At 66.5% G+C, this 14,746-nt stretch carries 10 protein-coding genes; 4 read left to right on the top strand and 6 right to left on the bottom strand.

Translation table 11 applies throughout. The features are described from left to right. Nucleotides 1-51: 51 nt before the first annotated feature. Nucleotides 52-2,151, bottom strand: coding sequence for an ATP-dependent helicase (locus AC07X4_RS22020; protein WP_056747936.1), 2,100 nt, complete (start codon nucleotides 2,149-2,151; stop codon nucleotides 52-54). Nucleotides 2,152-2,466: 315 nt separating this feature from the next. Here AC07X4_RS22020 and AC07X4_RS22015 point away from each other — a divergent pair, with 315 nt between their 5' ends. Next, nucleotides 2,467-3,756, top strand: coding sequence for an ABC transporter substrate-binding protein (locus AC07X4_RS22015; RefSeq protein WP_395456567.1), 1,290 nt, complete (start codon nucleotides 2,467-2,469; stop codon nucleotides 3,754-3,756). A 111-nt stretch (nucleotides 3,757-3,867) separates the two neighbouring features. Continuing rightward, complete coding sequence (locus tag AC07X4_RS22010) at nucleotides 3,868-4,821, top strand: AEC family transporter (RefSeq protein WP_494741314.1); 954 nt, start codon at nucleotides 3,868-3,870, stop codon at nucleotides 4,819-4,821. A 28-nt stretch (nucleotides 4,822-4,849) separates the two neighbouring features. On the opposite strand, the gene AC07X4_RS22005 is transcribed toward AC07X4_RS22010, so the two are convergent. Further along, entirely contained in the window at nucleotides 4,850-5,131 is a 282-nt protein-coding gene (locus AC07X4_RS22005; protein WP_494741313.1) for a cupin domain-containing protein, read from the bottom strand. A 336-nt stretch (nucleotides 5,132-5,467) separates the two neighbouring features. On the opposite strand from AC07X4_RS22005, the gene AC07X4_RS22000 reads away from it, so the two are divergent. After that, nucleotides 5,468-7,429: a gamma-glutamyltransferase family protein gene (locus AC07X4_RS22000; protein ID WP_494741312.1), complete on the top strand. Its 1,962-nt coding sequence runs from the start codon at nucleotides 5,468-5,470 to the stop codon at nucleotides 7,427-7,429. Nucleotides 7,430-7,519: 90 nt separating this feature from the next. Here the strand turns inward: AC07X4_RS22000 and priA are convergent, their stop codons facing one another. After that, on the bottom strand, nucleotides 7,520-9,652 hold the full coding sequence (gene priA, locus AC07X4_RS21995; RefSeq protein ID WP_494741311.1) for a replication restart helicase PriA: 2,133 nt from the start codon (nucleotides 9,650-9,652) through the stop codon (nucleotides 7,520-7,522). A gap of 826 nt (nucleotides 9,653-10,478) precedes the next feature. Between priA and AC07X4_RS21990 the strand changes: the two genes are divergently transcribed. Continuing rightward, entirely contained in the window at nucleotides 10,479-10,940 is a 462-nt protein-coding gene (locus tag AC07X4_RS21990; protein ID WP_369817519.1) for a NuoB/complex I 20 kDa subunit family protein, read from the top strand. Between the two features lie 26 nt (nucleotides 10,941-10,966). On the opposite strand, the gene AC07X4_RS21985 is transcribed toward AC07X4_RS21990, so the two are convergent. From AC07X4_RS21985 to AC07X4_RS21975, 3 genes are all read right to left on the bottom strand, one after another. Then, the gene (locus tag AC07X4_RS21985) at nucleotides 10,967-11,851 is read right to left on the bottom strand and encodes a helix-turn-helix transcriptional regulator (RefSeq protein WP_494741310.1); all 885 of its coding nucleotides are present in this window, start codon (nucleotides 11,849-11,851) and stop codon (nucleotides 10,967-10,969) included. Between the two features lie 52 nt (nucleotides 11,852-11,903). After that, nucleotides 11,904-13,016 (bottom strand): uroporphyrinogen decarboxylase, encoded by a 1,113-nt coding sequence (hemE, locus tag AC07X4_RS21980; RefSeq protein ID WP_099729142.1) that lies wholly within the window; start codon nucleotides 13,014-13,016, stop codon nucleotides 11,904-11,906. 101 nt (nucleotides 13,017-13,117) lie between these two features. Beyond that, nucleotides 13,118-14,701 carry an MFS transporter gene (locus tag AC07X4_RS21975; protein WP_494741309.1) on the bottom strand — a complete coding sequence of 528 codons (1,584 nt, stop codon included), beginning with the start codon at nucleotides 14,699-14,701 and terminating at the stop codon, nucleotides 13,118-13,120. Nucleotides 14,702-14,746 lie beyond the last annotated feature (45 nt).

Genomic DNA, 14,746 nt, shown 5'->3' with positions numbered 1-14,746 from the left:
GGCGTGGGGTGGTATCGGTGGCGGGGTGTTGTGCCATGTGCGTACGCCCTCTCAAGCAGTGGGCGCCGGGTTGGCGGCCGCAGCCGCGTTGGCCGCAGTGGTGGCCTGGGCCTTGGCAGCAAATTCGGCGCGCAGGGCCTTGAGTTTTTCGCGCGGGTCTTCGCGGGCGGTGGTCTTGTCCAGGCCCATTTCGGCGATGAAGCGGCTCGGTTGTGCGGCCACCATTTCGCGCCCTTTTTTGCGGCGCTTGGTCCAGCTCACGGCCAGGGTGCGCTGGGCGCGGGTGATGCCCACATACATCAGGCGGCGCTCTTCCTGCAGGCGCTGCAGCACGTCGTCGGTCACCTTCTGCTGGCGGCCTTCGTCGTCATCGAGCTTGAAGGGCAGCATGCCCTCGGTCACGCCCACCAGCACCACATGCGGCCACTCCAGCCCCTTGCTGGCGTGCAGGGTGGAGAGCGTGACCATGTCCTGCTCCTGCTCGCGCTCGCTGATGGTGGATAGCAGCGCAATGGTCTGCGACACCTCCAGCAGGCTCTTGGTCTCCTTGGCCACCACGGCACCGGCCGTATCGTCGATCTGCCCGCCCGCGCGCTGGGCCATCCAGTCGCAGAACTCCATCACGTTGCTCCAGCGGGCGGCCGCCACTTTTTCGCTGTCTTCGTTGTCGTACAGGTGCTGCTCGTAGCCAATTTCCTTGAGCCATTCGTTCAAAAAGGCGCGGGCCTCTTCGGCGCCATGGGTGCGGCGGGCGCTGTACTCCAGGTAATTGATGTAGCGGCCAAACTCGTGCAGGCCGTCCATGGCGCGCTTGGGCACAGCGGCAGGCAGCATGCCGTTGAACAGCGCGCCGAACATGCTTTGCTTGTGCTGGGTGGCAAAGGCCCCCAGCGATGCCAGCGTGGTGTGGCCGATGCCACGCTTGGGCGTGGTGATGGCGCGCAAAAACGCCGGGTCGTCGTCGTTGTTGATCCACAGCCGGAACCAGGCGCACAGGTCCTTGATTTCGGCGCGGTCAAAGAAGCTCGTGCCGCCCGAGACCTTGTAGGGAATGTTGGCCTTGCGCAGTGCCTTCTCGAACGGCTTGGCCTGGTGGTTGGCGCGGTACAGGATGGCGAAGCTCTTCCAGTCCGGCGGCGGGTTGCTGGCCGCGCGCAGGCTCTGGATGCGGGCCACGGCGCGCTCGGCTTCGTGCTCCTCGTTGTCGGCATCGACCACACGCACCGGCTCGCCCTCGCCCAGTTCACTGAACAGGGTTTTGGGGAACAGCTTGGGGTTGGGCCCGATCACGTTGTTGGCCGCACGCAGGATGGCGCTGGTGGAGCGGTAGTTCTGCTCCAGCTTGATGACCTTGAGGTGGGGGTAGTCCACCGGCAACTTCTTGAGGTTGTCCAGCGTGGCGCCGCGCCAGCCGTAGATGGACTGGTCGTCGTCGCCCACAGCGGTGAAATGTCCCTTTTCGCCCACCAGCAGCTTGAGCAGCTCGTACTGCGTGGCGTTGGTGTCCTGGTACTCGTCCACCAGCACATGGCCCAGGGCCGCCTGCCACTTGGCCCGCACCTCCGGGAAGTCGCGCAGCAGCCGCAGCGGCATGCCAATCAGGTCGTCAAAGTCCACGCTCTGGTAGGCCGCCAGGCGCTCTTCATAGCGCGCCATGAGCGTGGCGATGATGCGTTCGTTGTCGTCCGCCGCCTGGGCCAGGGCCTGTTCGGAGGTCAGACCCATGTTCTTCCACTTGCTGATCACCCACTGCCACTGGCGCGCCGTGGCCATGTCGGTGGTGCCACCCGAGGCTTCTTTCAGGATGCCCGTCACGTCATCAGCGTCGAGGATGCTGAACTGGGGCTTGAGGCCCAGCACATGGCCGTCTTCGCGCACCATGCGCACGCCAAGCGCGTGGAAGGTGCACACCAGCACATCCTTGGCGCGCCGGCCGATGAGGCCCTTGGCGCGCTCGCGCATCTCGGCGGCGGCTTTGTTGGTGAAGGTGATGGCCGCGATGCGTTTGGGGTCCATGCCCTTTTCGATCATGTGGGCGATCTTCATCGTGATCACCCGTGTCTTGCCCGAGCCCGCGCCTGCCAGCACGAGGCAGGCCCCGTCGGTGTAGTGGACAGCCTGGAGCTGGGCGAGATTGAGACCGGCAGACATGGAGAAGAGGAAACGTGCAGAAAGAGGCGAAGGGGGGAACCGGACAGGCGCGGGGCGGTGGGCGCCACGGGCGTGGGGTGCACGCTGAGGGGACGTGCAGCGCAAGGGCGCAATGATACCGGCGTACCCCCCGGCATGCTCTGGTCGCCCACGCGCGACCGGTGCCTGACGGTCGGCTGACAGGGGCGCACCGCAGCCCATGGGGCAGGCCCTTTGCTCCGGGAAACCCCGCTAGGGGCTTTGTTTTCACAATTTGATACTGGTTGGTGAGTCCCTCCCCCACCGGGAGGGGAGTGTTGTGAACCGAGCACCGCCATGAACCCTGTGACCCCGCCATCCATCGCTCTGACCGCCGCCGCGCCCCGGGCGGGCCGCCGTCGGTTGCCACTGCCTGCATGGACCGCCTGGTCCGCCCTGGCGGCTGCCGGTGTGCTGGCGGGTGCGGCGTTGCTGCCACGGGTGGCGCATGCGCAGGTGGGGGGCAACGCCCCCGCGCGCATCGGCGTGGTGGGGCCGTTCACGGGGCCGTCGGCCGACTTTGGCGTGCCCATGCTCAATGGCATCAAGCTGGCGGTGGACGAGATCAATGCCGTGGGTGGCTACCTGGGCCGCCCGCTGGAGCTCGTCATCAAGGACGACAGGGCCGACCCCGATCAAGGCCGCAAGGTGTCGCAAGAACTGCTCAATGAGAAAGTGGTCGCCACCATTGGCTTTTGCAACACCGGCGTGGCGCTCAAGGCCATCGACCTGTTCCAGGACGCCAAAAGCCCGCTCATCGTGCCCTGCGCCACGGGCACAGCCGTGACGGCCAAATATCCCGCGCCCGACAGCTACATCTTCCGCGTGCAGGCGCGCGACGCGATCCAGGCGCCTTTCCTGGTGGACGACATCGTCAAACGCGGCTGGGACAAGGTCGCCATCTTTGCCGACAAGACCGGCTATGGCGAAGGCGGCTACAACGATGTGGTGGCCGCACTGGCCGCCAAGAACCTCAAGCCCGTGCATGTGGCACGCTTTGACCTGGGGGTGAAGGACCTGACGGCCGAGCTGACTGCGGCGCGCAACGCGGGCGCCAACGTGGTCTACAGCTACACCGTGGGGCCGGAGAACGCCACCATTGCCAACGGCAAGAAGGCGCTGGGCTGGAAGGTGCCGCAGGTGGGGCCGTGGCCGCTGTCCTTCCCGTTCTTCCTCGAAGGCGCCAAAGATGCGGCCGAGGGCGCGCTGATGGTGCAGACCTTCATCGCCGAGCCCAGCAACGAGCGCCGTGCATCGTTCCTGTCGAGCTACACCCGCAAGTACCAAGGCAAGGTGGCTGTGCCCATGGCGGCAGCCAACGCCTACGACGCCACCTATCTGCTGATGTATTCCTTCCTCGGCATCCGCGACGGCAACCTGAACGGCAAGGCCATCAAGGAATCGCTGGAGGGCAAGATGAAGACCTACTACGGCGTGGTCACCACCTACGACAAGCCCTTCAGCGCGCAGGACAAGGACGCGATCACGCGCAACATGCTGGTCATGGGCATGGTCAAGAACGGCGCGATCACCTTTGCCTACCCGGAGGATGCCAAGCGCAACCTCATCATTCAGCGCAAGCAATAACAAAAAACGGGTGCCTGCGCTCGCCCCCCGCGAGCCCACCCACCTGACTTTGCGCTGACCACCCCGGGCGCCGCAGACCCTGGCTGCTGGCGCAACAAGGACAATCGGGCTGTGCTGTCCGTCCTGCTCGTCACCTTCCCCTTCTTTGCGCTCGTGCTCTGTGGCTACCTCGCCGCACGGCGCGGCGTGCTGCCGCAACCTGCCATCCCGGGGCTCAACGCCTTCGTGCTGTACTTTGCGCTGCCGTGCATGTTGTACCGCTTTGGCGCCAGCACACCCATCCACCAACTGCTGGACCCGGCCGTGGCAGGCGTGTATGTGCTGTGTGCGCTGGTCATGGTGGGCGCCACGGTGGCGCTTACGCGCAACGCGCGCATCGGCTGGAACGACGCGGCCTTTGGTGCGCTCGTCGCAGCCTTCCCGAACACGGGCTTCATGGGTGTGCCGCTGCTGGTGGCACTGCTGGGTGCCCAGAGCGCAGGGCCCGCCATCGTCACCATCGTGGTGGACATGGTCATCACCAGTTCACTGTGTATTGCGCTCTCACGCCTGGATGGGGCGGGCACCCATGGCGTGGGCGTGGCGCTGAAAAGCGCTTTCAGGGGCATGGCCACCAACCCCATGCCCTGGTCGATAGCGCTGGGCACGCTGGCGTCGGCGCTGCAGTTCAAGTTGCCGGGCCCGGTGGACAAGACCATCGCCATGCTGGCCGACGCGGCCTCGCCCGTCGCGCTGTTCACCATCGGCGCAGTGCTGGCCCGCTCGCAGATGAACCAGCACGAGCAGGTCCCTGCACGGGACTACGTGCCGGTGGCGCTGGCCAAGTTGCTGGTGCACCCGCTGCTGGTGTGGGGCGCAGGCACGGCGGCCATGGCGATGGGGGTACCGCTCACGCCCTTTGCGCTCACGGTGATGGTGCTGCTGGCGGCGCTGCCCAGCGCCAGCAACGTGTCGCTGCTGGCCGAGAAGTTTGGCGCCAACAACGGGCGAGTGGCGCGCATCATCCTGGTGTCCACCGCGCTGGCTTTTCTGAGCTTCTCTGCCGCCGTCGCGCTGCTGACCTGAGCCGCCAGGCTGCTGCGGTGAGGTGGTGTCAGGCCGCCGTGGGTGTCTTGCGCCCTACCAGATACTGCACGCCCAGCATGCCGTAGAACTCCGAGTGCGGCTCTTCGGCCGCCAGGTGAAAGACATCGCCCGCCTGGTACACACGTTCTGACGCAGCCGTGGCGATGCGGATATCACCCGACAGGATCAGCGCCTTGGCCTCGAACGGGTGGGTGTGGTCACCTAGCATGCCCCCAGCTTCGCGGGTCACGGTGACGGCGGGCTCAAAGCCTTCGCGGGCCAGTTCGTCTGCAAATTGTTCGGGGGTCATGGGGTCTCCTGCTGCGGTACGGGGCAGTGTAGGTGCAGGCTCAAAGCCAGAGCGGGGACTCGGACTATCAAAAATGATAGCTACCAGTGCATGATGCACTAGCGCTACCGCCGGATTTGCTTCGATTTTTCATGCGGGGCTCGCGCGCAGGCGTCGTCCAGACAATGTGGCCGTGCCGCTGTCGTGCCGCCGCCTTGGCCTGCCTGTCGTTGCCTTCCTGAGATGGCTGCCTTGAGAAAACGATACGAAAAAACATTCGACACGGCATGCTTTTTGCGCCGACGATGCCACGTGGTCAATCCATGCCCACGAACGGACAACAACAGGAGATTCACTATGAGGAAGAGGAATATCGCGCTGTGGGCACTCACGCCCGTGGCCGTTGCGCTGGTGCTTTCGGGCTGCGGCAGTGGCTCGGACAACGACCTGGCCGTGGACAACAATGCCCAGAGCTGCTCGGTGGTGTCCAGCTCTGGCTCGGCCGTGGTGGTGGGCTCTGGCGTGGCGGGTGACCCGGCAGCGCCCGAGGCGGCATCGGGCTACCGCCTGGGCTACAAGGCCAAGCAATCGAGCAAATACATGGTGGTGGCCAACACCCCGCTGGCCACCAAGGCCGGGTGCGACGTGCTCAAGGCCGGCGGCACTGCGGTGGACGCCGCCGTGGCCGTGCAGGCTGTGCTGGGCCTGGTGGAGCCGCAGTCCAGCACGCTGGCGGGCAGCGCCTTCATGATGTATTACGACGCAAACACCAAGAAGGTCGTGGCGTACGACGGCCGTGAAACCGCACCCGCAGCCGCCAACGGCTACTACCTGGTGCGCCAGGACCAGGGTGATGCCTCGTCCGCTGCGCCCGTGCCCAGCGCTCGGCGCAGTGGCCGCTCCATCGGTGTGCCGGGTGTGATGCGTATGCTGGACATGGCCCACAAGGAGCATGGCAAGCTGGGCTGGGAAAAGCTGTTTGACGAAGGCATCCAGCTGGCCACCAACGGCTACCGCATTCCCGGCCGCATGGGCGACGCGATCAAGGGCAACGCCGCTAGCCTGGCGCTGGACGCGAATGCGGTGTCCGCGTTCTTCAACGCCGACGGCACCCCCAAGGCCACCGGCACGGTGACGACCAACCTGCCCTACGCCCAGACACTGCGCACGTTGGCGAGCGGCGGTGCCAACGCGATGTACTCCGGCCCGCTGGCCGAGGCCATCGTGGCCAAGGCAGCCCAGGCGGTGGGCGATGATGCGGCCAAGACGCCCATCACCCCCAGCCTGATGACGGTGAACGACCTCAAGAACTACCAGGCCAAAAAGCGCGAGCCGGTGTGCACCACCTACCGCGCGAGCTACTACGTCTGCACCATGTCGCCGCCGTCGTCGGGCGGTATCGCCATCGCGCAGGCGCTGGGCATTCTGGAGAACTTCGACCTTTCCAAATACGGCCCCACCAACCCCACCAACGAAGGCGGCGTACCCAGCGTGATGGGCGTGCACCTGGTGTCCGAGGCAGAGCGCCTGGCCTACGCCGACCGCGACAAGTACGTGGCCGACACCGACTTCATCCCGCTGCCCGGCAAGGGTGTGTCCACCATGCTGGACAAGGCCTACCTGAAGCAGCGCGCGGCACTGATCCAGCCGGACGGCAAGTCGCTGGGAACGGCGTCGGCAGGGGCGCTGGGCGATGTGCCTCTGGGTGTGGACAAGACGGTGGAGCGCGGCACGACGCACTTCTCCATCGTGGATGCCTATGGCAACGTGGTGTCGATGACCTCCACGGTTGAGTCCAGCATGGGCTCGTTCCACATGGTGGGCGGCTTTCTGCTGACCAATCAGCTCACCGACTTCTCGGCGCAACCGGCCGATGGTGCGGGTGTGCCCATTGCCAACCGCGTGGCCCCCGGCAAACGCCCCCGCAGCACCATGGCACCCACCTTGGTGTTCAAGGGCACAGAGCCGGGTGATTTCGTGATGGCGACGGGCTCGCCCGGCGGCGGCACCATCATCCAGTACGTGCTCAAGACCGTGGTCGGCGCGGTGGACTGGAACCTGGACGCTCAACAAGCCACATCGCTGGTGAACTTTGGCGCCACCAACAGCCCCACCACCAACGTGGATGGTGCCAACACGGCGCTGGACCTCACCGGGCTGATCGACGGCCTCAAGGCCAAGGGCCACACGGTGAACAACGCCGCGCAGTCGAGTGGCGTCTCCACCATCATGCGGGTCAACCGCAACGGCCAGACCAAGCTGGAAGGCGGCGTGGACCCGCGACGTGAAGGCATCGTGCTGGGTGACGGCGCGCTGTAAACGGCGAACCACGCTCTGACGATGCGGGGGCTGCGTTGAAAAGCGCAGCCCCCTTTGTTTTTGGCCGCTGCGACAGACTGCCGGTGCGCCTCAGATCGCCAGCGGGTCCACATCCACCAGCCAGCGGATCAGCCCCTTGTGCTCCGGCTGGCTGCGCGTGGCTTGCAATATCGGCTGCCATGCGGCCAGAAAGCGCTGCAGGGTGGTGCGGCTGCTGCTTTCCATCAGCATCTGGGCGCGCTCCACATTGGCGACGCGCTGGATCGTGAGCGGCACAGGCGGGAACAGGATCACCGTGCCATCGGGCAAGCCCGGCAACTGCGTGGCGTGGGCGGCGGCGGTGGCCGCAGTCAGAAAGCCCTGCGCCACCTCCTGCGTGCGCGCATCGGCCCGCACCAGCGCCTGGTACGAGAACGGGGGCATGGCGGCCTCTTCGCGCTCCTTGAGCTGCTGGGCGGCAAAAGCTTCGTAGTCGTGCTTGCGCAGCGCCTCGAACACGGCGTGCTGGGGGTGAAAGCTCTGCACCCACATCTCGGGCTGCGTGCCATGCACTGCTTGGGCGGCCATGTAGGCGGCATCGCGCCCGGCGCGGCCTGCTGCCTGCATCAGCAGTGCAAACAGCCGCTCCGCGGCGCGGAAGTCGCTGCTGAACAGCGCACCGTCGGGCTGCACCGCAGCCACCAGCGTGATGCGCCGAAAGTCGTGCCCCTTGGCAATCATCTGCGTGCCCACCAGCACATCCACCTCGCCCGAATGCACCTGTGCCAACTGCGCCTCCAGCGCGCCCTTGGCCTTGGTGGTGTCGGCGTCGATGCGGGCGATGCGGGCGGGCGTGCGGTCGGGTCGCAGCACCTCCCGCAGCAGCGTGCCGAGCTGTTCTTCGAGCTGCTCGGTGCCCTTGCCCATGGGGTGGATGTCGGGGCTGCCGCAGGTCGGGCAGTGAAACGGCACGCGCACCGTGTGGCCGCAGTGGTGGCAGCGCAGGGTACGGTCAGTCTTGTGGAACACCTGGTGCGCGCTGCAGTGCGGGCAGTCGCTCTTCCAGCCGCAGTCCACACAGTGCAGCACGGGCGCGTAGCCCCGGCGGTTCAGCAAGATCATGCTCTGCTCGCCACGCGCCACGCGTTCGGTAATGGCCTGCAGCAGCGGCGCGCTGAACACGGTGCGGCGGGGCTGCTGGTTCATGTCCACCCGGCGCACACGGGCCAGGGCACCGGCGCCAATGCGGCTGGGCATGTGTAGCCGCACGTAGCGGCCACCTTCTGGGTCTTCGGCCGTGGCCGGGCGGCTGGCGTACCAGCTCTCCAGCGACGGCGTGGCGGAGCCCAGGATCACCTTCGCGCCCTGCTCGCGTCCGCGCCAGATGGCCAGGTCGCGCGCGGAGTAGCGCGCGCCCTCCTGCTGCTTGTAGCTGGGGTCGTGCTCTTCATCCACCACGATGAGCTTCAGGCCGGGCAGGCTGGCGAACACCGCCATGCGCGTGCCCAGCACGATGCGTGCGCTGCCGCTGTGCGCGGCCAGCCAGCTGGCCAGGCGTTGCGGGTTGGTCATGCCGCTGTGCAGCGACGCCACGGCACCGGGTCCGAAGCGCGGAGCGAAGCGGCCTGCAAAGCGCTCTTCCAGTTGGGGCGTGAGGTTGATCTCGGGCACCATGACCAGCGCCTGGGCGGTGGGGTCGGTCTCCAGCATCTCTTGCACGCAACGCAGATACACCTCGGTCTTGCCACTGCCGGTGCTGCCAAACAGCAGGAAAGGCCCTTTTTCTGAGGAAATTCGGGCCCTGGCGCTTTCTTGTTCTGCGCTGAGTGCTATGTTTTCAATAGTGCGTGAGGTGTCTCCTGCGCCCTTGGCCGGGCGCCGCAGCCGCCGTGCCAACTGCTCGGGGCGCAGGTCGCGCAGTTGAGGGGGCAGGGCCGCCAGGGCCACCTCGCCCAAGGCGCGCTGGTAGTAGCGTGCTGCAAACCCCACCAGACGGCGCCAGGACGCATCCAGGGGCGCCACGCCCTCCAGCACACCTGCAATGGGGCGCAGCGTGGCGCCATCGGGCAGCTCACCGGGGGCTTCGTCGGCGTCCCACACCACGCCTAGCACCTCGCGCGTGCCCAAGGGCACCCGCACCAGCGTACCCGGTGAGAGCGGGCGCTCACTGGCGTAGCTCAGCAGGTCGCCGACTCCGCTGTGCGATGGCGTCTGCAGGGCAACGTGGACGAGGGAGGAGGGCATAGACACGAGCTATGGAGGAGAAATAGGCTTAGTGCGCGTTGTGGATGTGATCTGGAGCTTTGGCGGCTAAGTGCTTGATTTGCTGTGGGTGTGTGAGTAATCCCGGATTTCTGTGGATAACTTTGTTGACATCCTGTCCCGACCCCCGCCCAAGCCGCATGAATGCTGGCTGCGAACAGATTGCCCGGAAATACAGCACTCCAAAAAAAACGTTATGAATCAATCATCTGAAGAAATTTGCCCCGGATTTTTGTGCTAAGCCGATTCAGCGTCTCCATGTTGCGCTGCATCACGTTTTGTGTGCATAAGTCGGACAGCAGGACTTCGTCAAGAGGACAGGTTGCCCCCTTTTTGTGCTATCGGCGTGAGTCCATGTTCATGCGTTTCTTCGATATGGCCTGCAAGTGCTTGATTTGACAAGGAATTTGTAAGAAATTCAGAATTTCTGTGGATAACTTTGTTGATATCCCTTGGGTTTGCTCCGCAAGTCCTTGTCAATTCGTGCTTTGGCTGGATTGCCTGTCAAAAAAGCAGGGGATTTAACGCCATATAAATCAAGCACTTAGCGTCGTGGCGAGGTTTGTTTGCAAGTTGCCGTACGAAGTCGCGCCTAGTACGAGGATGCTCCAATTTTGTGCATAAGTGCGCTGGCGGGGACGCCGGATCTGCTGCGAAATGCCCGGGGATTGTCGCAGGGCCCGGAGTGTCTGGCGTTCTTGGTGTCACAGCGGTCCATGTCGCTTTGCTTCAAGACGGCGCGGCGACTTGTGGCGACGATGCCGCCATGGCTACTTACTCTTCTTCCCCCATGGCAGATGCGCCCACCATGGAGCGCGACGGTTTTGTGCTGGCCCGGCTGGACGAGGTGGTGCAGGCGGCACGCACCGACAGCCTGTGGTTCATGACCTTCGGGCTGGCCTGCTGCGCGGTCGAGATGATGCACGCCGCCATGGCGCGTTACGACCTGGACCGCTTCGGCATCATCCCGCGCTCCAGCCCGCGCCACAGCGATCTGATGATCGTGGCCGGCACCCTGACCAACAAGATGGCGCCCGCCATCCGCAAGGTCTACGACCAGATGCCCGAGCCGCGCTACGTGATCTCCATGGGCTCATGCGCCAACGGCGGCGGCTATTACCACTACAGCTATTCGGTGGTGCGGGGTTGTGACCGCATCGTGCCCGTGGATGTGTATGTGCCCGGCTGCCCGCCCACAGCCGAGGCGCTGCTCTACGGCATCCTGCAGCTGCAGGCCAAGATCAAGCGGCCCCAGGTGATCCAGCGGTAATCGGCAGTCTCCAGCGGGCGGCGGCTTCAACTGCGCCGCAGCAGCCAGTCCGCATCGTCGCCCGGCCGCCGGGTGTGGGCCTTCAGCGCTGCGGGGGGCTTTTCGAACAGGGCGCGCGCCTCGCGGCTGAAATGCGCCTGGTCGGCGTAGCCATGGCGCAGCGCGGCATCGAGGGCACCGGCGTTGCCGTCGCGCATGGCCAGCAGGGCATGTTCGGCGCGCAGCATGCGTTCGATCTCGCCAGGCCGCAGGCCCGCCAGCTGCCGGGTGCGGCGCTGCAGGTGCCGGGGCGTCCAGTCCAGCGCAGAGGCCAGGGCCTGGCGTGCGCCGCGCTGCCAAGCCTGGTGCAACACCTGCAACCAGGCAGCATGCCGGTCGGCCACGACCGCCCAGCGTGGGGTGAGGAAGTCCACGCACAGCGCCTGACGCACCCCGTGGTCAGGCGCCGCGTGGACGGCCGCGAGGAAAGGGTGCCAGGCCGCGGGCAGCCAGGTCGTTGCGTCCGTGACCCGGTCGGTCAGCGGCGCAAGATCCTGCCCGGTGAGCAGCCCCAGCGCGCCGGGCTGGAACGCCAGGCAGAACGAATCACCATCACGGGAGGAGACCGAGTGGTACGGATGTCGGTGGGCGCCCGACAGCGTGATGGCCGGCATGGCCGCTGCGGCGGTCGCGCCCGCACATTCCACGAGTTGGGCCGTGCCCCGCGTGAGCCAGATGATGCCGGGGTAGGGGCCGGGCGGCACGCGCGTGTCCGCTGGCGTGTGGGGCGGCTGGCGGCCCAGGTCGCGCCAGAAAAAGGCGCGCACGCAGTCTGCGAGCGCGCAGGGTGGGGATTGCAGGGCCGAGGCGGGCAGTGCCTGCGGGCCAGTGGGGGACTCCGCTGGCGGCGGTACAGGGTGTTCCGTTGCCATCACCTGGTCCCTGCGCGGTGTGCCGGGCGGTCTGGATGCCTCGCCCGGGGTGTCAGCCCTGGCGCTGCGCGCGCGAGTGGCTGTGCACAGCCTCCACCAATGCCGCCACATGCTCGGGCGGGGTGAACTGGCTGATGCCGTGGCCCAGGTTGAAGATGTGCGTGGGGCCGGTGGTGTTGCGGTCGGTGTGGGGCTTGCCAAAGCTGTCGAGCACGGCATGCACCTGGGTGACGATCTGTGCAGGCGGCGCAAACAGCACGTTGGGGTCGATGTTGCCCTGCAGCGCCTTGCCGGGGCCGCCCACCTGGCCGCCGACGATGGCGCGCGCCTTGCCCAGGTTGGCCGTCCAGTCCAGGCCCAGCACCTCGCAGTCGATGTCCTTCATGTCCTCCAGCCAGATGCCGCCGCCTTTGGTGAAGACGATGCGCGGCACATCGGTGCCATCCACGCCGGTGCGCTTGAGCTGTGCCAGCACGCGCTTGGTGTAAGCCAGGCTGAACTCCTGGAAGGCACCGTCGGCCAGCACGCCGCCCCAGCTGTCAAAAATCATCACAGCCTGTGCGCCCGCGTCGATCTGGGCGTTGAGGTATGCGGCCACGCTGTCGGCATTGATGGCCAGGATGCGGTGCATCAGGTCGGGGCGGGCGTACATCAGGCTCTTGACCAGGCGGTAGTCGTCCGATCCCTTGCCCTCGACCATGTAGCAGGCCAGTGTCCAGGGGCTGCCCGAGAAGCCGATCAAAGGAACACGCCCATTGAGCGCCTTGCGGATGCTGGTGACGGCGTCGAACACGTAGCGCAGCTTGTCCATGTCGGGCACGGCCAGCTCGGCCACGGCTGCTTCGTCGCGCACCACCTTGGCAAAGCGCGGGCCTTCGCCCTCGGCAAACGACAGGCCCAGGCCCATGGCGTCGGGCACGGTCAGGATGTCACTGAACAGGATGGCGGCGTCGAGTGGGAAACGCTCCAGCGGCTGCAAGGTCACTTCGGTGGCGTAGTCCACGTTCGTGGCCAGGCCCATGAAGCTGCCCGCCTGGGCGCGCGTGGCCTTGTACTCCGGCAGATAGCGCCCCGCCTGGCGCATGAGCCACAGGGGCGTGTAGTCGGTGGCCTGGCGGCGGCAGGCGCGCAGGAAGGTGTCGTTGGCAAGGGGGGCGAAGGTCATGGTGCGATTGTCGCAGGCAGACCGCCGGCCTCGGCATCCGATCCGGCTGCGGAAATTGACGCGCATCAAGCCGAAACCACGACGGGTCGGCTCAAGGGCATCTATCGCTCTGCAATGTAGTGCGACATCCGCACGACTTCGCCCGGCGCCAAAAACGCACGCACTTCGGTCTCCAGGGCCTGGTCGGCCATGGTGGCGCGGGCGCGCTGGTGCAGGTAGTCGGCCCAGGACTCGACGATGAAACGCTCCACATACCGCGATGGCTCGCCCAGGTCCTTGTAGATGCGCCAGAAGGTGGCGCCGTCGCGTCGGCGCGGGGCCTTCATGCGGCTGATGGTGTCGAGGAAGGCGGCGTCGGTGCCGGGGGCAATGCGGTAGCCTACTTCCACGGCCACGGGGCCCGCTTCGGGCAGGGGCTCCGCCTCGATGAAGAGTTCGTCCCAGGGCGTGGCCTGGGTCACCTCGTGCAGCGCGCCCATGCGCAGCGGCATGGGGCGGGCCAGCAGCAGGCCCGCGCCCATGAGCGCGGCGGCCACACACAAGGTGGGCATGAGTCCGATCAGGTCCGAGGAGGCGCCCCAGAAGGCCGAGCCCATCGCAAACGCGCCCAGCGCCGCCACCATGTGCATGGCCACGGCGCGCGAGCGCACCCACTGTGGGGCGCTGGCCTGCGTGGCGGTGTTGAAGGTAGACATGGCCGACATCCAGGCAGCGCCCGCGAACAGCATGGCGATGTAGACCACCCAGGCAACGTGGGTCAGTGCAGCCACCAGCATGGCCACCGCAAACACCACACCACCGGCGCCGACGATGGCCTCCAGCCCAAAACGCGCGCGCAGCCGCCCCAGCACCAGGCCGACCGCCACGGCGCCCGTGCCCAGGCAGCCCATGAGCAGACCAAAACCCTGTGCACCTGTGCCGAGCTGGCGCTGCGCAATCACCGGCAGCAGCGCCCACAGGGCCGAGCCCGCTGCGCTGAAGGCCATCACGCGCACCAGTTGCGCGAGGATCATGCGCGAGTGCCAGGCAAAGCGCAGGCCGCTCAGAGTGCCGCCCCACAGGCGTTCGGCGGGCAGCTTGGAGGGCGGATGTGCCTTGGGCGGCCAGCGGCGGATGGACTCCCACATCACCAGCGTGGTGGTCACCGTGACGGCAAAGACCCAGCCCGCGCCCAGCTGCGCAAACACCAGGCCCGCCATCGTGGGCCCCACAGCGCGCGCGGCGTTGTAGGCAATGCTCACGGCGGTGATGGCCTGGGGCCATTCGTCACGCGGCACGGGGTCGATGACCGACGAGTTCCACGCGGGTGTGAGCACTGCCGTGCAGCAGCCGCAGATGAACACCAGAAACAGCACCGACGCCGGGCCACTCCAGCCCCCCAGCGTCAGCAGCGTGAGCAAGGCGCACGCCCCGGCCTGCGCCAGCAGTGCGCCCGATATCAACCGGCGCCGGTCGGTCGTGTCTGCCAGCACGCCGGCAGGGAGGGCCAGCAAAAACATGGGCATGAACACCGCCGTCTGCACCAGGGCTGCCAGGAACGACGAACCCGTGAGTTCCACCATGAGCCAGGCCGCCGCCATGCTCTGCATGCCGCTGCCCACAAAAAAGATGCCGCCGCAAATCCACAGGCCCCTGAACGCGGGTTGGCGCAAGGGGCTCCACAAAGAGGTCGAGTGCTGGGACATGGAGGGTGGGCGTTGGGTGTGCGTGGGCCGTTGTGGGACGTGGGG

It is taken from the genome of Acidovorax sp. GW460-11-11-14-LB4 (genome assembly GCF_059423685.1).
This window is presented reverse-complemented; position numbering and strand designations above follow the sequence as displayed.